General features: G+C 72.2%; 18 protein-coding genes. 10 read left to right on the forward strand and 8 right to left on the reverse strand.

The annotated features are described in order from the left end of the window. Positions 1–70: 70 nt before the first annotated feature. Positions 71–1,615 (forward strand): ABC transporter substrate-binding protein, encoded by a 1,545-nt coding sequence (locus ACFC09_RS05585; protein ID WP_376524192.1) that lies wholly within the window; start codon positions 71–73, stop codon positions 1,613–1,615. Between the two features lie 15 nt (positions 1,616–1,630). Here the strand turns inward: ACFC09_RS05585 and ACFC09_RS05590 are convergent, their stop codons facing one another. Continuing rightward, positions 1,631–2,041 (reverse strand): VOC family protein, encoded by a 411-nt coding sequence (locus ACFC09_RS05590; RefSeq protein ID WP_376524193.1) that lies wholly within the window; start codon positions 2,039–2,041, stop codon positions 1,631–1,633. A 143-nt stretch (positions 2,042–2,184) separates the two neighbouring features. On the opposite strand from ACFC09_RS05590, the gene ACFC09_RS05595 reads away from it, so the two are divergent. After that, on the forward strand, positions 2,185–2,814 hold the full coding sequence (locus tag ACFC09_RS05595) for a Uma2 family endonuclease (protein ID WP_376524400.1): 630 nt from the start codon (positions 2,185–2,187) through the stop codon (positions 2,812–2,814). A 148-nt stretch (positions 2,815–2,962) separates the two neighbouring features. Here the strand turns inward: ACFC09_RS05595 and ACFC09_RS05600 are convergent, their stop codons facing one another. From ACFC09_RS05600 to ACFC09_RS05620, 5 genes are all read right to left on the reverse strand, one after another. Further along, the gene (locus ACFC09_RS05600; protein WP_376524194.1) at positions 2,963–3,724 is read right to left on the reverse strand and encodes a succinate dehydrogenase iron-sulfur subunit; all 762 of its coding nucleotides are present in this window, start codon (positions 3,722–3,724) and stop codon (positions 2,963–2,965) included. Then, a complete protein-coding gene (gene sdhA, locus ACFC09_RS05605) occupies positions 3,724–5,478 on the reverse strand; it encodes a succinate dehydrogenase flavoprotein subunit (RefSeq protein WP_376524195.1) in 1,755 nt (584 codons plus the stop codon). Before sdhA ends, ACFC09_RS05600 begins: the two co-directional genes overlap by 1 nt. A 19-nt stretch (positions 5,479–5,497) precedes the next feature. Next, positions 5,498–5,980, reverse strand: a complete 483-nt coding sequence (locus ACFC09_RS05610) for a succinate dehydrogenase hydrophobic membrane anchor subunit (RefSeq protein ID WP_376524196.1) — start codon at positions 5,978–5,980, stop codon at positions 5,498–5,500. Positions 5,981–5,985: 5 nt separating this feature from the next. Beyond that, positions 5,986–6,366, reverse strand: a complete 381-nt coding sequence (sdhC, locus tag ACFC09_RS05615; protein WP_351745517.1) for a succinate dehydrogenase, cytochrome b556 subunit — start codon at positions 6,364–6,366, stop codon at positions 5,986–5,988. A gap of 207 nt (positions 6,367–6,573) precedes the next feature. Further along, positions 6,574–7,113, reverse strand: a complete 540-nt coding sequence (locus ACFC09_RS05620; RefSeq protein ID WP_376524197.1) for a 2-oxo-4-hydroxy-4-carboxy-5-ureidoimidazoline decarboxylase — start codon at positions 7,111–7,113, stop codon at positions 6,574–6,576. Between the two features lie 217 nt (positions 7,114–7,330). On the opposite strand from ACFC09_RS05620, the gene ACFC09_RS05625 reads away from it, so the two are divergent. From ACFC09_RS05625 to ACFC09_RS05655, 7 genes are all read left to right on the forward strand, one after another. After that, positions 7,331–8,944, forward strand: a complete 1,614-nt coding sequence (locus ACFC09_RS05625) for a glycoside hydrolase family 20 protein (RefSeq protein WP_376524198.1) — start codon at positions 7,331–7,333, stop codon at positions 8,942–8,944. A gap of 128 nt (positions 8,945–9,072) precedes the next feature. Further along, the gene (locus tag ACFC09_RS05630; RefSeq protein WP_376524199.1) at positions 9,073–9,468 is read left to right on the forward strand and encodes a hypothetical protein; all 396 of its coding nucleotides are present in this window, start codon (positions 9,073–9,075) and stop codon (positions 9,466–9,468) included. Between the two features lie 160 nt (positions 9,469–9,628). Continuing rightward, positions 9,629–10,258, forward strand: coding sequence for an RNA polymerase sigma factor (locus ACFC09_RS05635; RefSeq protein ID WP_376524200.1), 630 nt, complete (start codon positions 9,629–9,631; stop codon positions 10,256–10,258). A gap of 168 nt (positions 10,259–10,426) precedes the next feature. Beyond that, on the forward strand, positions 10,427–11,344 hold the full coding sequence (locus tag ACFC09_RS05640) for a hypothetical protein (RefSeq protein WP_376524201.1): 918 nt from the start codon (positions 10,427–10,429) through the stop codon (positions 11,342–11,344). 233 nt (positions 11,345–11,577) lie between these two features. Continuing rightward, positions 11,578–13,080 (forward strand): ATP-binding protein, encoded by a 1,503-nt coding sequence (locus ACFC09_RS05645; protein ID WP_376524202.1) that lies wholly within the window; start codon positions 11,578–11,580, stop codon positions 13,078–13,080. Positions 13,081–13,598: 518 nt separating this feature from the next. Continuing rightward, a complete protein-coding gene (locus ACFC09_RS05650; RefSeq protein ID WP_376524203.1) occupies positions 13,599–14,261 on the forward strand; it encodes an RNA polymerase sigma factor in 663 nt (220 codons plus the stop codon). Further along, positions 14,261–15,436: a hypothetical protein gene (locus tag ACFC09_RS05655; RefSeq protein WP_376524204.1), complete on the forward strand. Its 1,176-nt coding sequence runs from the start codon at positions 14,261–14,263 to the stop codon at positions 15,434–15,436. Before ACFC09_RS05650 ends, ACFC09_RS05655 begins: the two co-directional genes overlap by 1 nt. Before the next feature lie 308 nt (positions 15,437–15,744). On the opposite strand, the gene ACFC09_RS05660 is transcribed toward ACFC09_RS05655, so the two are convergent. Further along, entirely contained in the window at positions 15,745–16,686 is a 942-nt protein-coding gene (locus tag ACFC09_RS05660; RefSeq protein WP_376524205.1) for a L,D-transpeptidase family protein, read from the reverse strand. A gap of 117 nt (positions 16,687–16,803) precedes the next feature. Between ACFC09_RS05660 and ACFC09_RS05665 the strand changes: the two genes are divergently transcribed. Next, the gene (locus ACFC09_RS05665; protein WP_376524206.1) at positions 16,804–18,492 is read left to right on the forward strand and encodes a methylmalonyl-CoA mutase; all 1,689 of its coding nucleotides are present in this window, start codon (positions 16,804–16,806) and stop codon (positions 18,490–18,492) included. Here the strand turns inward: ACFC09_RS05665 and ACFC09_RS05670 are convergent. After that, positions 18,484–19,893 (reverse strand): FAD-dependent oxidoreductase, encoded by a 1,410-nt coding sequence (locus tag ACFC09_RS05670; protein ID WP_376524207.1) that lies wholly within the window; start codon positions 19,891–19,893, stop codon positions 18,484–18,486. The two genes, ACFC09_RS05665 and ACFC09_RS05670, sit on opposite strands and share 9 nt — an antisense overlap. Positions 19,894–19,921 lie beyond the last annotated feature (28 nt).

The raw sequence follows: 19,921 nt of genomic DNA on the forward strand, positions 1-19,921 counted from the left end.
GCACTTGTGCAAGGCCAGGGGTAGGGCCCGCGGTAGGCCCGGGGAGGGCATCACCATGCGATCGGTTCGCATGCGTATTCTCGTGACGCTGATCGTGCTGGCGATCGTGGGAGTGGGCGGCTGGCAACTGCTGCCGTCGCAGGCCGACAAGAACAAGACCATCAAGGTCGGCACGACGGACGCCATCACCTCGCTCGACCCGGCCGGTGCCTACGACGCCGGTTCCTGGGCCCTGTACAGCAGCGTCTTCCAGTCGCTGCTGACGTACGAGCCGGACGGCGTGAAGCCCGTGCCGGACGCGGCGCGCAGCTGCGGCTTCGTGGGCAGCGGCCTGAAGACGTACCGGTGCAGCCTGCGCGAGGGGATCACCTTCCGCAGCGGCCGGGAGATGACCGCCGAGGACGTGAAGTACTCCTTCGACCGGATCAAGAAGATCAACTCCGATCTCGGCCCGGCGTCGCTGCTCTCCACCCTCGGCTCGGTCACCGCGGACGGCAAGGACACCGTCACCTTCCACCTGTCGTCGCCGGACGCCACCTTCCCGTTCAAGGTGGCCACCGGCGCCGGTGCGATCGTCGACCGGGAGAAGTACCCGGCGGACCGCCTGCGCACCGACTCCGGGGTCGACGGCAGCGGCCCCTACACGCTGACCTCGTACACCAAGGACCAGCGGGCCGTCCTCGCACCGAACACGCACTACCAGGGCTACCTGAAGGACACGGGCCGGCCCATCGAGATGCGGTACTACAGCGACTCGGAGGCCCTCGACAAGGCGTGGCAGGGCAAGCAGGTCGACGTCGCCACCCGTCAGCTGCCGCCGGGCGTGCTGTCCGGCCTCAACGCGAGCGACCCGAACCAGCGCGTCACCGAGTCCGACAGCTCCGAGACCCGCAACCTGTACCTCAACACCCGCACCGACTCGCCGCTGCACGACGTACGGGTGCGCCAGGCCATGGCCTGGCTGGTCAACCGCGAGGAACTCGCCGCCACCGTGTACCAGGGCACGGTCGACCCGCTGTACTCGCTGATCCCGACCGGCCTCACCGGCCACACCACGTCGTTCTTCGACGACTACCCGACCCGGAGTCCCGCGAAGGCGAAGGAACTGCTCACCGCGGCCGGGGTGAAGCTGCCGGTGCACATCACCCTCGGCTACGGCAAGGGCCGCGGCGCGGGCGCCGGGGAGTCCGCCCTGCTGAAGAAGCAACTGGAGGCGGACGGGCTGTTCAAGGTGGACGTCGAGGGCTACGAGTGGACCGACTTCCAAAAGCGCTGGGCGGCCGGGAAGATGGACGCCTGGGCGGTCGGCTGGGTCGCCGACTACCCCGACCCGGACACCTTCGGCGCCGCGCTCGTCGGCAGCAGCTCCACCCTGGGCACCGCCTACCGCAGCAAGGCCGTCGACGACGTCATCCTGGACAGCCAGAAGTACGCCGATCGCACCGACGCGGCCCAGGACTTCCGTGACCTGCAGACGCAGGTGGCGACCGACGTGCCGCTGATCCCGCTGTGGCAGGCCAAGCAGTACACGGTCAGCAGCGAGGACGTCGGCGGCGGCCAGTACCTCTCGGACGGTACCGGCGTGTTCCGGCTCTGGCAGCTGGACTGGATCTGACGCCCGGTCGGCGGTTCAGGACCGCCGGCCCAGTTCCGGCCGCTTCGAGTAGTCCGTGAACCCGATGACGTTGCCCCAGGGGTCGGCGATCTCCACGGCCCACCCGGTGGCCACGGCGGCCGGCTCGTCGAGCGTCGCGATCCCGGCATCGGCGAGCCGGTCCGCCGCCACCCGCGCGTCCGGCACCTCCAGCCAGATCCGCGGCGCGGGCCACGGCGGCGGCCGGTGCCCGAACTCCTCCTCGGCCCGCAGCAGGATCCCGGGCGTCTCGCCGCCGACCTTCAGCAGCGCGATCCCGCCCTCGTCGAACCGGTACCCCACGGTGAACCCGGCCCGCTGGTAGAACCCGACGGCCTCGCCGAGGTCCCCGACGGGCACCAGCACATTGTCAAAACCGAGCAGCTCGTACGACTCTTCGTCTGACATGACGTCACATTAGCGGGGCGGATCCGGCGCCTTCCGGGACCGGTCCGGGGGACCTGGTCGTGATCACTCGTTGAGGTGAGGCGGTCCGTATTCCTCCTGGGTACGCGAAGGGGCGGGCGAGACTCCGTCGTATGGAAGCAGCGATGGACGACACGCCCCACGCCGAGACGGAGCGGGGAACCGAGCCGATCACCCGCTGGCCGGTTCCGCCCGCCGAGGGCTGGACCGCGGACGACCTCGACCGGATTCCCGGTCTTCCCTCGCACACGGAACTGATCGACGGGGCCCTTGTCTTCCGGAGCCCGCAGACCAGGTTCCACGCGTATGCCGCGCGTCTCCTGGACCACGCGCTCCTGAATCAGGCGCCGGACCAACTGGACGTCGACCGCGACATGACAGTGAGGCTCGACAAGAAGAACCGGCCGGAGCCGGACATCGTGGTGTTTCACACGAGGGCCGGGACGGGGCCGGACCAGACGTGGTACGGACCCGAAGACGTCGTCCTCGCCGTCGAAGTCGTCTCCCCCGACTCCCGCGAGCGCGACCGCGAGGTCAAGCCCCGCAAGTACGCGCAGGCCGGGGTCCCGCACTTCTGGCGGGTCGAGCAGGACGAGAACAAGGGCTTCCCCGTCGTCCACGTCTACGAACTCGACCCCGCCACCACGACGTACGCGCTCAGCGGTATCTTCCACGACCGTCTCAAGCTCACCGTGCCCTTCGACATCGAGATCGACCTGACGGCGATCGACCGGCGCCCGGGGCCGCTGACCTGACCCGTTCCGGCGCGGCCGGCCGGACCGCTCTCCCGGACGGACGGCCGGCTCCCCGGGCCGGGGAGGGCGTCCGACAGCGCGAAGGCCCCGTTCTCCCTCCGGACGTCCGGAGGGAGAACGGGGCCTTCGGCGGTGTGCGGGCGGGGCGTCAGAAGCGGCGCGTGATGAGCGCCCGCTTCACCTCCTGGATCGCCTTCGTCACCTCGATGCCGCGCGGGCAGGCGTCCGTGCAGTTGAAGGTGGTGCGGCAGCGCCACACGCCGTCGCGGTCGTTGAGGATCTCCAGGCGCTGCTCGCCGGCGTCGTCACGCGAGTCGAAGATGAAACGGTGCGCGTTGACGATCGCCGCCGGGCCGAAGTACTGGCCGTCGTTCCAGAAGACCGGGCAGGACGACGTGCAGGCCGCGCACAGGATGCACTTGGTCGTGTCGTCGAAGCGGGCGCGGTCCTCGGCCGACTGCAACCGCTCGCGCGTCGGCTCGTTGGTGTCCTTCGAGACGAGGAACGGCATGACGTCCCGGTACGCCTGGAAGAACGGATCCATGTCCACGACCAGGTCCTTGAGGACCGTGAGGCCCTTGATGGGCTCGACCGTGATCGGCTTCTCGGGGTTGAGGTCCTTGATCAGCGTCTTGCAGGCGAGGCGGTTCTTGCCGTTGATCCGCATCGCGTCGGAACCGCAGATGCCGTGGGCGCAGGAGCGGCGGAAGGTGAGGGTGCCGTCGACGTCCCACTTGATCTTGTGGAGGCCGTCGAGGACCCGCTCCTTCGGGTCGATCTCCAGCTGGAAGTCCTCCCACGTGGACTCCGCCGAGACCTCCGGGTTGAAGCGGCGGATGCGGAAGGTGACCGTGATGTAGGGGGACGCCGCGGCCTCCGCCTCCACCTTGTCCAGAACAGGGGTTGCCATCAGTACTTACGCTCCATCGGCTGGTAGCGGGTCTGGACGACCGGCTTGTAGTCGAGACGGACGGACTCGGTGCCGTCGTCGCCCACCTCGCGGTACGCCATGGTGTGGCGCATGAAGTTGACGTCGTCGCGGTTCGGGTAGTCCTCGCGGTAGTGACCGCCGCGGGACTCCTTGCGGGCCAGCGCGGACACCGCCATGACCTCGGCCAGCTCCAGCAGGTTGCCCAGCTCGACGGCCTCCAGCAGGTCCGTGTTGAACCGCTTGCCCTTGTCCTGGATCGACACGTTCTTGTAGCGCTCGCGCAGCTCCGCGATCTTCTCGACCGCCGTCTTGATCGTCTGCTCGGTGCGGAACACCATGACGTTGGCGTCCATGCACTCCTGAAGCTCGCGGCGGAGCGTCGCCACACGTTCGGTGCCCGTCGCGTCGCGCAGCTGCTCGATCTGCTCGACGACGAACGACGCCGGGTCCTCGGGGAGTTCGACGAAGTCGGCCTTCTGGCTGTACTCCGCGGCGGCGATGCCGGCCCGGCGGCCGAACACGTTGATGTCCAGCAGGGAGTTGGTGCCCAGGCGGTTGGCGCCGTGCACCGACACGCAGGCGACCTCGCCGGCCGCGTACAGGCCCGGCACGACGGTGGTGTTGTCCGACAGGACCTCGCCCTCGACGTTCGTCGGGATGCCGCCCATCGCGTAGTGCGCGGTGGGCTGGATCGGGATCGGGTCCGTGTACGGCTCGATGCCGAGGTAGGTACGGGCGAACTCGGTGATGTCGGGCAGCTTGGCGTCCAGCTGCTCCGGCGGCAGGTGCGTCAGGTCCAGGTAGACGTGGTCGCCCTCGGGACCGCAGCCGCGGCCCTCGCGGATCTCCGTGTAGATGGAGCGGGAGACGACGTCGCGGGAGGCGAGGTCCTTCATGACCGGCGCGTACTTCTCCATGAAGCGCTCGCCGTCCTTGTTGCGCAGGATGCCGCCCTCACCGCGGGCGCCCTCGGTGAGCAGGATGCCCATGCGCCAGATGCCGGTCGGGTGGAACTGGAAGAACTCCATGTCCTCCAGCGGCAGCCCGCGCCGGTAGACCGCGGCCTGGCCGTCGCCGGTCAGCGTGTGCGCGTTGGAGGTCACCTTGAAGAACTTGCCGCAGCCGCCGGACGCGTAGATCACGGCCTTCGCCTGGAAGACGTGGATCTCGCCGGTCGCCAGTTCGTAGGCGACCACGCCGGCCGAGCGCTTGACGCCGTCGACCTCGGTGATCAGCTGGTCCAGGACGTAGAACTCGTTGAAGAACTCCACGCCCTCCTTGACGCAGTTCTGGTACAGCGTCTGGAGGATCATGTGGCCGGTGCGGTCGGCCGCGTAGCAGGAGCGGCGGACCGGGGCCTCGCCGTGGTTGCGGCTGTGGCCGCCGAAGCGGCGCTGGTCGATGGTGCCGTCCGGGGTGCGGTTGAACGGCAGGCCCATCTTCTCCAGGTCGAGGACCGAGTCGATGGCCTCCTTCGCCAGGATCTCGGCGGCGTCCTGGTCGACCAGGTAGTCACCGCCCTTGATCGTGTCGAAGGTGTGCCACTCCCAGTTGTCCTCCTCCACGTTGGCCAGCGCGGCGGCCATGCCGCCCTGCGCGGCGCCCGTGTGGGAGCGGGTGGGGTAGAGCTTGGTCAGGACCGCGGTGCGGCTGCGCTTCGTCGACTCGATGGCCGCGCGCATGCCCGCGCCGCCGGCGCCGACGATGACGGTGTCGTACTTGTGGATCTTCATGATTCTCGCAGCCCCGTGCCTAGCGGATGTTCGGGTCGAAGGTGAAGATCACCAGCGTGCCCAGCAGGATGGTGAACACCGTGGCGGTGTAGAGCAGGCCCTTCAGCCACAGCCGGGTGTTCGTGCGCTCCGCGTAGTCGTTGATGATCGTGCGCAGGCCGTTGGCGCCGTGCAGCATCGCGAGCCAGAGCATGGCGAGGTCCCAGACCTGCCAGAACGGGTTCGCCCAGCGGCCGGCCACGAAGGCGAAGCCGATCTTGGAGACGCCGCCGTCCAGGAACAGCTGGATGAGCAGGTGGCCGAGGACCAGGACGACCAGCACGATGCCGGACAGCCGCATGAACAGCCAGGCGACCAGTTCGAAGTTGCCCCGGGTGGACTTCGGGGTCTTCTTGGTCCGCAGGCGCGGGGCCTCGATGAGCGGCGCGGGGTGGTCGACGCTGTACAGGGACTCGCCCTCGACGGGGCCGATCCCGGAAGCGGTGGTTTCAGTGGTGGACATCGGCGTCAGCTCCCGAACAGGACACGAGCGGCGTGGCCGAGCACCGGGTAGATCGAACCGGCCATCAGGACGACCCAGACACCTACGACCGTCCAGAGCATCTGCTTCTGGTAGCGCGGGCCCTTCGACCAGAAGTCGACGGCGATGACGCGCAGGCCGTTGAGCGCGTGGAAGAGGATGGCGGCGACGAGGCCGTACTCCAGCAGCGCGACGATCGGCGTCTTGTACGTGGCTACGACTTTGTCGTAGTCCTCGGGGGAGACACGCACGAGAGCGGTGTCCAGCACGTGAACGAACAGGAAGAAGAAGATGAGGACGCCGGTGACTCGGTGAGCCACCCAGGACCACATTCCTTCCCGGCCGCGGTACAGCGTTCCAGCCGGCACGGAAGAACCCTCCGGGAGCGGGGACAAGGGCCGCGCCGGCTTGTTCGGTGTCGGTCGGGCCCGGCCGGGTACGGTCCACCGGCCCCCAGCATGGTAGCGGGGTGCCCGCGGCGCTCGGCGGGGGGCCTCCCGGTGTGATCAAAACGGTGCTCAAAGGTGCACGGACGGGTCATCGGGCGGGCGCCGGGAGGCGCCTCGGGGGCGCGGCTACCGGGGCGGGGCCCCGGGTGTGCTGCGGTTCCCCCCGCTTCTCAGCCGCTCCACCAGACGTTGCCGTGCGAGGCGCCGCAGGTGTTCTGCCGTGATCACCCGTTCCTCGTCCGGGTCGTTCGCCAGCCGGGAGCGGATGCCTTCGAGGGTGCGGTCCAGCGCCTCGTCCGGCGGGATGCCGCCCAGGTGGATGAGGAAGACATGGCCGAAGCGGGCCTCGTAGGCGGCGTGCGCGGCGCTGAGGGCGGTGTGGGCGGCGGAGTAGGTGCCCTCCGGGAGGGGTTGCGGGGTCTCGGCGGCCAGCGCCTGGGCCAGGTCCGCCGGCGTCAGGTCGTACGCCGCCTCGTCCGCCGCGGCCAGCAGCGCGTCGAGGTCGGGGTAGGGGCGGTGGGCGGCGACCCGCTGGGCCCAGCGCGGGCTGTTCAAGCAGGTCAGAAGGGCCTCGTGGGCCTCGTCGGCGCTGGCGGCGTTGAATCCGGCCAGTCGGCCGGGGTACGGCGGGACGCGGGTCTGCTCCGGGAGCGCCGGTATGGCCACTCCGCCGGAGGACCCGGACGGGTACGGGAGACGGTGCGCAGGCAGCGTGGGTCCTCGCGTCACATGTGGGGCGGCAGCGGATGCTGTGAAGGGTGTGTCACCACGTTATCGAGAGTGGTCATGCCGTGTCCGACGGATGCCCGGATTTCACCCGGACGGCAGAGTTTGGGAACCGTTCGTGGACGCATCGCGTCGACATCGGCTTTACGTTGGCGAGGTGAGCCAGCACAGGCGTCGCGAGTCGGCGCAGCAGGTCAGGCGGCGGCGCGCGGCGGTCGGCGGAGCGTTCGTCTGCACGGTGGCGCTCGGCGTCGGACTGGGCGTCTGGGCCTCCGCGGACGGCGGGACACGGCCCGCCGGGGTGGCACGGCCGGGTTCGGCCACCCCGAGCCCCAGCCGCTCCTATCCGCTGTCCCAGGCACCCCGCACCATTCCGGCCGTCCGCTCGCACACCGCCGAGCGCGGCCCCGGCTGGCGCCCGGCCGGCGGCGACCGGGTCGTGGTGACCGACCCCGCCCTGGCCGACGAGGGCAGGCTGATCGCGGGCGAGCTGGGCCTGGACTACGCGGGGCAGCAGCAGGACATGCGGGCCGGGGACGTACGGCTGGAGCTGAGCGGCGACAAGAAGGCGAACCCCGAGTCGTACACCATGACCGTGCGGGGCGGCGGCGTCACCGTCAGCGGCCCCACCGACGCGGGCGTCTTCTACGGCACCCGCACCCTCAAGCAGGAGGTGCACGGCGGCGGCACCGCCCCGGAGGGCGTCGTGCGCGACGAGCCCGCCGAGCAGCGGCGCGGCTTCATGCTGGACATCGCCCGCAAGCCGTTCACCGAGTCCTGGATAGAGGACCGAATACGTGAGCTGGGAGACCTGAAGTTCAACGAGCTGGGGCTGCACTTCTCCGACGACCAGGGCTTCCGGATCCAGTCGAAGACCCACCCCGAGATCGTCTCCAAGGACCATCTCACCCAGGCGCAGGTCAAGAAGATCACCGACCTCGCGGCCGGCCGGCACATCAACATCGTCCCCGAGATCGACTCGCCCGGACACCTCGGCGCGGTCCTCGCCGCCCACCCCGACCTGAAGCTGCGCAACGCACAGGGCACCGTCACGCCCGGCGCCATCGACATCTCCAAACCCGCCGCGGCCGGCCTCGTGGACGACCTCCTCAACGAGTTCGCCGGCGTCTTCCCCGGTCCCTACTGGAACCTCGGCGGCGACGAGTACCAGGCGGTCGCGGTGCCCGACCCCGCCGCCTCCTATCCACAGCTGGCCGCCGCCGCCCGCACAACGTACGGCTCGGGCGGCACCATCCAGGACCTGGCGACCGGCTGGCTGGACGGCCGCGCCGACACGGTCCGCGCCCACCAGCGCACGATGCGGGCCTGGAACGACGGCTTCTACCGCGGCACCTCCGTGCAGCCCGCCAAGGACCTGGAGGTCGCCTACTGGACGGGCAAGGAGATAGGCGCCCGGCAACCGACGGACTACCTGGGCGAGGGACGCAAGGTCATCAACTACAACGACGAGTTCCTGTACTACGTCCTCGGCCAGCCGCAGACCTTCGTCTACCCCACCGGGCAGCGCATCTACGAGCAGTGGACCCCGCGGGTGCTGCGCGGCACCACCGCCGTGCCCGCCCACTACGACCCGCAGATCCTCGGCGGATCCTTCGCCGTGTGGTGCGACGACCCGAACGCCCAGACGCAGGACCAGGTGGCCGCCGGGATCCGGATGCCGCTGCGGGCCACGGTGCAGAAACTGTGGGACCCGGGTGAACCGTCCGTTTCTTGGGCGGACTTCCAGAAACTGGCGAACCGGCTGGGCTGAGCCGGGCCGGCCCTGTGACCGTGGTGCGAGAGAGGTGGGGCGGTCCTGCGCCGGTTGCGCGCGCCGGTGCGGATCCGGGTGACGAAAGCGGCGCCCGTGTCGCTCTTGACTGTGTGACAGCGCATCAGGTGACAGCACAGCAGCGGACCAGGCCGCAGGCCGCGAGCAAGCCCGTGCGATGGGCGGCGGACGTGGTGGCGACGATGCGCGAGGGCGCGCGGGTCCGGCTCGACTACTCGGCGCAGAGCCTGTGGCGGGTCGACCGGATGATCGACGAGATACGGCGCGAGGGGCCGCCGTACGCCGCCGTGCGGGACGTGCTGCGCGGCTTCGGCGCCTACGCCGGTGAGGTGATCGTCCGGCAGACCGGCGCCGAGTGGTGGGCGACCGGCGGCGACCACTGGGTCCGCACGCCCGACGGCCGGCTGTGGGACCCGGTGGACGAGGCGCGGCGCTGCTTCGACGGGCAGGGCTCGCTGCGCCTGCTGTGCCGGGACGCGACGGCGTCGGCGACCGGGCGCTGACGACCGCCGAGCGCTGTGACACAAGCGCTGTGACACATCTGTCAGGTGCGGCGCTGATCACCATGGGGGACGCGAGTCGCCGTGTCGCACGATGCCGTGCGCTGTGAGGAGGAGCGGCGGCACGAGCACGGGCACGGCTCCGGACGGACGAGGACGGTTCTTGGGCCAGGGAGGGGAACGCCGCCGCCCGCAGGCGTACGACGGCGAACTGGGCGCGGCCGTCGCGCGGGCCCAGGACGGCGACGAGACCGCCTTCGCCGTGGCCTACCGGATCGTGCAGCCGGGGCTGCTCGGCTATCTCCGCGGACTCGTCGGCGAGGACGCCGAGGACGTGGCCTCCGACGCCTGGCTGGAGATCGCCCGGGACCTGGGCCGGTTCAAGGGCGACGGCGCAGGGTTCCGCGGCTGGACCGCGACCATCGCCCGGCACCGGGCCCTCGACCATCTGCGCAGGCAGCGGGTACGGCCCCGGGCCACCGGGCTGGAACAGGACGTACTGGACCTGCCCGGCCCGCACAGCACGTACGACCAGGCGCTGGAGGCCATCTCCACCGAACACGCCCTCGCCCTGATCCGGGGGCTGCCGCGGGACCAGGCCGAGGCCGTGCTGCTGCGGGTCGTCGTCGGTCTGGACGGCCCCGGCGCCGCACGCGTCCTCGGCAAGCGGCCCGGCGCGGTGCGCACGGCCGCGTACCGCGGGCTGAAACGCCTCGGCCGTGATCTCGGCCGGCCGGCGGCGGACGGCGGTGTGACGGATGAGGGCACCGGCACGCTGGGGGATGCGACATGAACGGCGGCGGGCACGGCTCGTACGGAGCCGGGGAGGCCGACAGGGCCGGGCGTCCCGCCGGGCGTGCGCTGCCGTGCCGCCGGGCGTGCACGGCGGCGGGTCCCCGGCCTCGGGGCTTTGGCGGGCCGCGGCGGACGGCGCTCGGCTCGGGTGGGACAGGGAACGGACATGGGCGAACGGCACAGTGACGGCGGGCGGTCCGGTCGTCGGCAGGCGCACCGGGCCGGCGTCGCGCCCGAGCGGGGCCAGGGGCAGGCGGGCCCGGACGCGGCGCTGGGGGAGCGGATCGGCACGGTGGTCCGGCGGGACGGCGCCGGTGTCGACCCGGAGGCCGAGCGGCGGGCCGTCGCCGCGTTCCGGGCCGCGCGCGGCACGCGGGCGCACCGGGCGCGGACCCGGCGCCGCGACGACTGGCGGCGCTCCCGGCCGCGCCGCGTCCGCCTCTCGGCCGGGGCCTCGCTCTCCGCGGTGCTCGCGAGCCTCGCGCTGGGCGGCCTGGCCGTCGCCGCCATCGCCTCGGCCGGGTCGCCCGCGCACGAGGACCGCAGGCCCGCCGTGCCGTCCGTGCGGCCGGCGGACGGCGGCGGTACGACGAGCGGCGGCGACCGGCCGTCCGCGGCACCGTCCACGAGCCCGACCGCCACGGGCCCCGCCCCCGCGTCGTCCGCGGCCACCGGATCCGCCGCGGACCACGCGCGCCGGGACCGCCCGGCCACGGCCGCCGACCTGCTGGCCCACTGTCGGGCGTACGAGCAGGTCAAGGGCCGTGGAAAGGCGCTGGATTCGACGGCGTGGCAGCGGCTCGTCACGGCCGCGGGCGGCGCGGAGAAGGTAGCGGCCTACTGCGCCCGGCAGTCGGCCACGGCGACGGCCACGGCGTCAGCGGCGGCCACGCGGACGGAGGAACCGCAGGCCGCCGCACCGCGGACCGCCGCCCCGCAGGTCCAGGAACCGCAGGCCGACGAGAAACAGCCCGACGAGAAACAGACCGACGAGAAACAGACCGAGGCGACGCAGGCTCCCGAGCAGAAGCAGACCGAGGGAACGCGGGCCCCCGACGAGAAGCAGGCCAAGGGGAAGAAGTGATCTCGCGCGGGGCGGTGTCCCTCGCCGAGGCAACGGCCTGGGCCGCCACTCCTGGCCCGACGGAGGCATGAAAAGGGCCGCTGACCAGTCATTTTGTTCCCTCGGTGCAGGTTCCCGCCTCCCGGCCGGATCGGTGCTCATCGCCGATTCGGAGGAGAATTCCAGTACGACGGAAAATGTCGAAGTAGACTTCGACGTAATCCGTCAGGGTCGAGTTGTCGGGAGGACGACCGATGGCAAGTACGCCGGCCAAGCCCGACGACGTCGTCGACCGGGAACGGGAGTGGGATCTGCTTGCGGAGTTCCTCACTGATCCGGATCCGGCGATGCGGCTCGGCATCGTGTCGGGGCGGCGGCGGTATGGGAAGTCGTACCTTCTACAGGCCCTGTCCGAGCAGGTCGGCGGCTTGTACGTCACAGCGGTCCGGGAGGAGGGGCGGCTGCCTGCCATCCAGCGGTTCAGTGACGCCGTCGCCACCCACGCCGGATTGCGGCCAGGGAGTCTGCGCCTGACCGACTGGCGCGACGTTCTGTCCAACGCCCTTGACGTGACCGCCCGTTCGGCACTCCCGTTCCTGGTGATCGACGAGTTGCCGTATCTGCTCCAGCACTCGCCTGAAATCCCCGGGCTGCTGCAACAGCTCTACGACGAGCGCCAGCGGGGTGCGCGGCCCGGTGCCGGGCCGGGTCCACGGCTGATCCTGTGCGGCTCCGCGATGAGCGTCATGCACGAATTGCTCTCGGGGACCAAGCCGCTGCGCGGACGCGCCGTGGTCGATCTATGGCTCGGTGCCTTCGACTACCGCGACAGCCGGGACTTCTGGCAGATCGCCGACCCGCTGACCGCGCTGAAGGTGCACGCGGTACTGGGCGGGGCCCCCGGCTACCGGCCGGTGGCGGGCCGACCGCATCCGGACGACGGCTTCGACACCTGGCTCACCCGCACACTGCTCGATCCTGGCCGGGCCGTGTACTCCCGTACCGAGACCGAGTACCTGTTGCGCGAGGACCCGAGGATCACGCAGCACACGCTGTACTACGACATCCTCACCGCGATCGCGCGGGGCGCCACCACCCCCAGCAAGATCGGGGCCGCCCTTGAGCGTCCGCGCAACGCCGTCGCCCATCCTCTCGGGGTGCTGGAATCCACCGGCTACATCCGCCGGGAACAGGACATCCTCCGCTCCAGGCATCCCGTCATCACCCTCGCCGACCCCGTCATCCGCTTCAATCAGCTCATCACCCTCCCGCAGGCCGCAGCCGTGGAGCAGGGTTTCGCCGAGCAGGTGTGGCAGCAGGCCACTTTGACCTTCAACTCCAAGATCCTGGGACCGCACTTCGAGGACCTGGCCCGCGAGTTCACCAGCCGGTACGCCCACGCCCTGTTGCCCGGCGGACTGCCCGGCCCGGTCGGTACCACCGAGGTCGCCGACCAGGCCGCCCGGACCAAGCACGAGGTCGATGTCATCGCCCTGGCCGCCGGTGAGCGCCCGCAGGCTCCCGGCGCGAGGATCGCGCTGCTGGGCGAGGCCAAGGCGACCGCCGCCCGCCGGGGAACCGGTGACCTGGAACGCCTGGAACGCATCCGTGCCCTGCTCGCGGATCAGGGGTACGACACCGCCGCCACCACGCTGGCGCTGTACTCCCTGCACGGCTTTTACCCTGATCTGGTCGACCTGGCCGGCCGTCGTGACGACCTCCTCCTGGTCGATCTGCCCACCCTCTACAGCGGTTGACACCAAGAGCAGGCAGTCTGCGAACCAGGCACGTAGCGGGCGGCAGGATGCAGCCGGTACTGGACAGGTGGCGGTGGCTCAAGAGTCGTCGACCCCGGGCGGTCCGGACCGCCCGGCACTCCGGCCCACCGGTCACGCCCTGGTCGCGCTGGTCACGGAACTCGCGCAGAGCCCCACGGCGGAGCGGAAGGGCCGAGGCGACGGCCGGGGCCGCCACCCCCCACAGGAGAGGCCCCGGCCGTCGCGCGGCACGGGCCGCGCGGCGGCCCGTACTTCCCTCAGCGTCGCCGGGGCGTTTTCTGTCACACCGATCCGTGTCACGAGGTGGTTGCACCTCGTACAGACGTGGACGGGAGCGGTTTCAGGTCGTAACGTGCCTTTCGCGCCGAGGCGCGGCGGGCGCATGACCACCGCATCCAGCTGCGGCCTCGAACACCGCAACCACCGATTCAGGAACCACGACGGCGAGATCCGGTCCGCGTGAGCGGAGCCGGTTCGCGCGAGGAAGGGCACCACGGGTGCTGGGGGACGACGCGGAGTTGACCGCCGCGGTGCGTGCGGCACAGGACGGGGACGAGACCGCGTTCCGGACCGTGTACCGCGCGGTGCAGCCACGGCTGCTGGGATACATACGGACGCTGGTCGGTGACGCGGACGCCGAGGACGTCGCGTCCGAGGCGTGGTTGCAGATCGCCCGCGACCTGGAACGCTTCAGCGGGGACGCGGACCGGTTCCGCGGCTGGGCCGCCCGCATCGCGCGCAACCGCGCGCTCGACCACATACGCATGCGCGGCCGCCGCCCCGTGACAGGCGGCGACGAGAGCGAACTCACCACCCGGGCCGCCGAGTCCGACACGGCCGGCGAGGCCATCGAGGCCCTGGCCACCGGCCGCGCCCTCTCCCTCATCGCCCGGCTCCCGCAGGACCAGGCCGAGGCGGTCGTCCTGCGCGTGGTCGTCGGACTCGACGCCAAGACCGCCGCCGAAACACTCGGCAAGCGCGCGGGCGCCGTCCGCACCGCCGCGCACCGCGGTCTGAAACGGCTCGCGGAACTGCTCGGCGCGGATCCGGAATCCGCCGGGCGGCTCGACTCCCTGCCGGCCCAGCGAGAACCACGCGGTCGTACGGTGACGTCCGCCACTGTGACGCAATCGCGTTCGCGGACGCAGAAGGACATGTGATGGCCGACGAGCAGTACCCGTGGCTGAACCGGGAAACGGCGGAACGTCTGCTGCGCGGCGAGCCGCTCGAAACCGTCGACGCGGCTGCCCGCGGCCAAGCCGAACGACTCGCCGGGACACTGGCCGCGCTCTCCGCCGAGGGTGCCCCCGCCGGGGCCGAACTCCCCGGTGAGGAGGGCGCGTTGGCCGCTTTCCGCAAGGCCCGGGGAGAGGCGTCCGAGTCGGCCGCCGTGGGGCTCCGGGAGGGTTCGCAGGAGCGACGTTCCGGTGCGGTGCGCCGGCCGTCCGACGCGGGGCTGGTCCGTATCGGCTCCGGCGCCGGCCGCGCGCCCGTCCGGCGCCGCCGGGCCCGTCCCGTGCGGCTGGCGCTCGCCGCCGCACTGGTCGTTGGCGCGGTCGGCGGGGTGGCGGTGGCCGCCGGAACCGGAGTCCTGCCGGTGCCCTTCGGCGAGGGAGACCCGGGGCCCGCCGCGTCGGTCTCGGTGGCCGGAACGCCCGAGGGCCCGCTTCTCTCGCCCTCCGCGCCCGCCACCCGGGGCGGCCCGTCGGGTCCGCCGACGCCGAGCGCCCCGTCGGGCCACAGCGCCGCCGTCGGCACCGGGGGCGGGACGCCCGGCCCGGACGCCGTCAAGCCGGGCGGCGACGACTCCACCGGCCGGGCCGGGAGTGCCTCCGGAACCTGGGGCGGCGCGCCCGCGGCCTGCCGTGACCTCCAGGACGGCAAGGAGTTGGGTTCCGGCCGCGCGCGCCGACTGGAGACGGCGGCGGGCGGCCCCACGCGGGTGCCGGCGTACTGCAAGAGCCTCCTGAAGAACGAGGGCGGTTCCGCGGGCGAGGTCCGCACGGAGAGCGCCGACGGCAAGGACGAGCACGGCGGCAAGGACAAGAACGGCATCAAGGACGACCAGGACGACCAGGGAGACCAGGGCGACCAGGACGGCCGTGGCGGCTGGGGCGACCGGGGCGGGGGAGGCGACGGCGGTCACCCGGACAAGGGCCGTGGCCACGACCACGGCCATGGTCGCGGCGACGGCAAGGGCAACAGCAACAGCAAGGGCAAGGGCAACGGCGGCGGCGGTCAGAGGACCGTCCCGTCCTCCCCCACCCCGGCACCCACGGACAGCCCCGCACAGTCGCCGGGCCCCTCGCCAAGCCCGACCTACACCGCGCTCTGACTCTCCTGCGCCGTCACCCGCCCGGTGCTTTGGCCGGTTCGGCCGGTTCGGCTGGTTCGGCCGAGTCTCCCGCCTTCGCCCCTCCGCCCCTCCGACCTGCGTCTTCGCGGCGCGGGGAAACTTTTTCCGGGGCGGGTGTGACAGTTTCGGCCGCTGTGACGCAGTACAGAACGAGCCGACTGGTCATCGGCTGTCGCACCGAGCCGGGGTTCCCCCCGTACCCACGGCTCGTGCACCTGGCGCGGGCGGGACACGTTCCCCCGGTCCCGCCCGCGCGCCAGGCCCGCACTCCGTGTCCGCCCGGCGCCTCACCGGGAGACGACGACCTTGTCGCCCGTCCGCACCTGCGCGAACAACGCCGCCACGGCCGTCTCGTCACGTACGTTGACACAGCCGTGCGAGCCGCCCGCGTAGCCCCGGGCGGCGAAGTCGGCCGAGTAGTGCACCGCCTGGCCGCCGCTGAAGAACATGGCGTACGGCATGGGGGAGTCGTAGAGCGTCGACACGTGGTGCCGTGACTTCCAGTAGACCTGGAACGCGCCCTCCCGGGTCGGCGTGTACTGCGCGCCGAACCGCACCGCCATCGTCGACACCGTGCGCCCGTCGATCATCCAGCGCAGCGTCCGGCTGGTCTTGTCGATGCACAGCACCCGGCCGGTCAGGCAGCGCGGATCGGGCGCGGCGGCCGGCTGACCGCCCATCAGGTACAGCTCCCACTTGCCCGGCTCGTGCGTCATGCCGACCAGCCGCTGCCAGGTGACGGTGTCCGTCCGCCCGGTCCGCGGCAGCCCGCGCTTGCCCTGGAAGCCCTTGACGGCCTCCTCCGTCAGCTCGCCGTACGTCCCCGTCGGCCCGTCGAACAGCCAGGCGACCTGGCGCAGCCGAGCCTGGAGTTCACGCACGTCCGGGCCGGTGTCCCCGCGGGACCACAGGACGCGCGGCGCGGGAGACGGCGGGGCGGGAGGCGGTGGTGGCGCGGGGGCGGGCGGCGACGTGGTGGTGCGCGACGGCGCGGGAGCGGACGGTGCCGCGGGCGCGGGCGTGGCCTTCGTCGGGCCGCCGCCCGATGCGGGCGTGGCCGGCGGGCGGGCGCTCGGCACCTCGATGTGCACCGGCGAGCGGTTCTTCCCGTCGGCCGCCGTGGGCTGCACGGTGCACCCGCACAGCGCGGTGAGCACGGTGAGCGCGGCGGCCGAGGCGAGTGCGGCGGCGGGCCGTCGAGCGATCCGGTCGATCCCCGTGAACCTCATGCCCATGATGCTTCCCAGCGCGACCGCCGCCGAACTACGGGGCATGGTGGGGAGTAGCCGACTGGCCGGAAGCGGTCGGCGGACAGCGGCGTACAGACGTACCGCGGAGGCAGCACCATGGCGCGTGAGTCGGAGTCCGGACTGCCCATCGAGCCGGTCTACGGGCCGGACGCGCTGCGCGGCTGGGACCCGGCCGGGCAACTGGGCGAGCCGGGCGCGTACCCCTTCACCCGGGGCGTGTACCCGACGATGTACACTGGCCGCCCCTGGACGATGCGCCAGTACGCGGGCTTCGGTACGGCCGCCGAGTCCAACGCGCGCTACCGGCAGCTGATCGCGCACGGCACCACGGGCCTGTCCGTCGCCTTCGACCTGCCCACCCAGATGGGCCACGACTCCGACGCCCCGATCGCGCACGGCGAGGTCGGCAAGGTGGGGGTCGCCGTCGACTCGATCGAGGACATGCGGGTGCTGTTCGACGGCATCCCGCTCGGCGAGGTCTCCACCTCGATGACGATCAACGCTCCGGCGGCGCTGCTGTTGCTGCTGTACCAGTTGGTGGCGGAGGAGCAGGGCGTGCCCGCCGACCGGCTGACCGGCACCATCCAGAACGACGTACTCAAGGAGTACATCGCGCGGGGCACCTACATCTTCCCGCCGGGGCCGTCCCTGCGGCTGACCGCGGACATCTTCCGGTACTGCCGCGCCGAGCTGCCGAAGTGGAACACCATCTCGATCTCCGGCTACCACATGGCCGAGGCGGGCGCGTCGCCCGCGCAGGAGATCGCCTTCACCCTGGCGGACGGCATCGAGTACGTGCGGACCGCGGTGGCGGCGGGCATGGACGTCGACGACTTCGCCCCCCGGCTGTCCTTCTTCTTCGTCGCCCGTACGACGCTGCTGGAGGAGGTCGCCAAGTTCCGTGCGGCGCGGCGGATCTGGGCGCACGTGATGCGCGAGGAGTTCGGCGCGCGGGATCCGAAGTCCCTGATGCTGCGGTTCCACACGCAGACGGCCGGGGTGCAGCTGACGGCGCAGCAGCCGGAGGTGAACCTGGTCCGGGTCGCCGTGCAGGCGCTGGGCGCGGTGCTGGGCGGCACCCAGTCGCTGCACACCAACTCCTTCGACGAGGCCATCGCCCTGCCCACGGAGACCAGCGCCCGCCTGGCCCTGCGCACCCAGCAGGTCCTGGCGTACGAGACGGACGTGACGGCGACGGTCGACCCCTTCGCCGGCTCGTACGCCGTGGAGCGGCTGACGGACGACGTGGAGGCCGCGGCGCTGGACCTGATGCGCCGGGTCGAGGACCTGGGCGGCGCGGTGGCGGCGATCGAGCACGGCTTCCAGAAGGCGGAGATCGAGCGCAACGCCTACCGCATCGCCCAGGAGACCGACGCGGGCGACCGGGTGGTGGTCGGTGTCAACCGCTTCCGGCTCGACGAGGAGGAACCCTACGAACCGCTGCGCGTCGACCCGGCCATCGAGGCCGGCCAGGCCGAGCGGCTGGCCGCGCTGCGGGCCGGACGGGACCGGGCCGCGGTGGACTCGGCGCTGGCCGCGCTGCGCAAGGCGGCCGAGAGCACCCAGGGCACCCAGGGCACCCGGGGCACCCGGGGCACGCGGGGCGCCGAGGACGTCAAGGACGCCGAGGACGCCAAGGACGTCAAGGACGCCGAGGACGCCGAGGATGCGGACAACGTCCTGTACCCGATGAAGGAGGCCCTGCGGGCCCGCGCGACGGTGGGCGAGGTGTGCGGCGCGCTGCGCGAGGTGTGGGGGGTCCACGTGCCCCGGGACCTATTCTGACCCGCCGTATCGCGCCAGGTACCGCGGGATCCCGGCCGTCGTGTCCCCCGCCCAGCCGACGTAACCGTCCGGGCGGACCAGGAACAGGCCGGGGCCGTACGGTGCGGGGGCCGGGCCGGGGACGGTCCGCAGCCCGGGGCGGCGGACCGCGTCGGCGGCGTCGGCACCCAGCAGCGTCCAGTGCGGGCCCCGGAACGCGTCGAAGAGTCGTACGCCGCCCACCGTCCCGTCCGGCGCCCGGTCGCCCGCCCGTACCCCGGTCACGGTCGACCGGGTCTCCGCCGTCAGTGACGAGTCCCGGTAGCCGAGCCCCAGCTGCTGGGTCGCCGGACCGCGCCGGATCTCGCCGCGGTGCACGGCGGTGGACAGGCCCAGCATGGCCGTGGCGACCGCCCGCCGCTCCTCCTCGTAGGTGGCGAGCAGGGACTCCGGCGCGCCCGCGGTCAGCACCGCACCCAGTTTCCAGCCGAGGTTGTAGGCGTCCTGGACGCTGGTGTTGAGGCCCTGGCCGCCCGCCGGCGAGTGGATGTGCGCCGCGTCGCCGGCGAGGAGGACGCGGCCCGAACGGAACCGGTCCGCGAGCGCCGCCCGCGGCTGGAAGACCGAGGCCCAGCGCACCTCCGTCACGTCCGCCGCGGTGAGGTGGGAGCGGGCGGCGACCACGGCGCGGATCCCGTCCGGGGTGGGGTCGGGGGCCGTGTCCGCGGGGAACCGGGCGACCAGTTGGAACTCGTCGGTGCCCGCGAGCGGGCAGAGCGCCAGGAAGCCGCCGCCGTCCTCGCGTGGCGGGAAGACGTGCCAGTGGCCGCGGTCGAGGCCGGTGATCCGGAGGTCGGCCACCAGGGCCGGGTCCGGGTCGACGGTCTCGCCGGTCATGCCGGTGCCCAGCGCCCTGCGCACCGCCGAGCGCCCGCCGTCGGCGCCGACCGCGTAGCGCGCCCGGAGCGGCGGGCCGTCGGCGAAGCGTACGGTCACCCCGTCCGGGTCCTGATCGAGGCCCACCGCCCGGCGGCCGAACACGATCCGCCCGCCCAGCTCCGCCAGCCGCGCGGCCAGGATCTCCTGGGTGCGCCACTGGGGCACCATCCACGGCTCCGCGTACGGCGCGCCCGCGCTCGGCTCGGTCGGGTCGAACATCGTCCGTTCGCCGACCCGCTGCCCGTCGCGCCAGATCAGCTGCACCGGGTAGGGCCCGCCGTGCGCGCGGATCGCCGGCAGCACCCCGAGGTCGTCGAAGACCTCCATGGTGCGCGGCTGGATGCCCTTGCCGCGCGATCCGGGGAACAGCCCGTCGGCGCCGTCCACGAGGAGCGCGGCCACGCCGCGCCGGGCCAGGTCGATCCCGAGGGCGAGCCCCGTCGGGCCCGCGCCCACGATCAGTACGTCGGTGTCCACTGTCATCCCGCTTCTCCTTAACGCTGTTAAGTTC

This window comes from Streptomyces sp. NPDC056161 (genome assembly GCF_042268025.1).
Taxonomy (GTDB): domain Bacteria; phylum Actinomycetota; class Actinomycetes; order Streptomycetales; family Streptomycetaceae; genus Streptomyces.

Excerpts from the sequence above, each read along its gene's own strand:
- ACFC09_RS05585 (WP_376524192.1), top strand. The coding sequence starts at position 71 with ATGCGTATTCTCGTGACGCTGATCGTGCTGGCGATCGTGGGAGTGGGC.
- ACFC09_RS05590 (WP_376524193.1), bottom strand. The coding sequence starts at position 2,041 with ATGTCAGACGAAGAGTCGTACGAGCTGCTCGGTTTTGACAATGTGCTG.
- ACFC09_RS05595 (WP_376524400.1), top strand. The coding sequence starts at position 2,185 with ATGGACGACACGCCCCACGCCGAGACGGAGCGGGGAACCGAGCCGATC.
- ACFC09_RS05600 (WP_376524194.1), bottom strand. The coding sequence starts at position 3,724 with ATGGCAACCCCTGTTCTGGACAAGGTGGAGGCGGAGGCCGCGGCGTCC.
- sdhA (WP_376524195.1), bottom strand. The coding sequence starts at position 5,478 with ATGAAGATCCACAAGTACGACACCGTCATCGTCGGCGCCGGCGGCGCG.
- ACFC09_RS05610 (WP_376524196.1), bottom strand. The coding sequence starts at position 5,980 with ATGTCCACCACTGAAACCACCGCTTCCGGGATCGGCCCCGTCGAGGGC.
- ACFC09_RS05640 (WP_376524201.1), top strand. The coding sequence starts at position 10,427 with ATGGGCGAACGGCACAGTGACGGCGGGCGGTCCGGTCGTCGGCAGGCG.
- ACFC09_RS05645 (WP_376524202.1), top strand. The coding sequence starts at position 11,578 with ATGGCAAGTACGCCGGCCAAGCCCGACGACGTCGTCGACCGGGAACGG.
- ACFC09_RS05655 (WP_376524204.1), top strand. The coding sequence starts at position 14,261 with ATGGCCGACGAGCAGTACCCGTGGCTGAACCGGGAAACGGCGGAACGT.
- ACFC09_RS05660 (WP_376524205.1), bottom strand. The coding sequence starts at position 16,686 with ATGAGGTTCACGGGGATCGACCGGATCGCTCGACGGCCCGCCGCCGCA.
- ACFC09_RS05665 (WP_376524206.1), top strand. The coding sequence starts at position 16,804 with ATGGCGCGTGAGTCGGAGTCCGGACTGCCCATCGAGCCGGTCTACGGG.
- ACFC09_RS05670 (WP_376524207.1), bottom strand. The coding sequence starts at position 19,893 with ATGACAGTGGACACCGACGTACTGATCGTGGGCGCGGGCCCGACGGGG.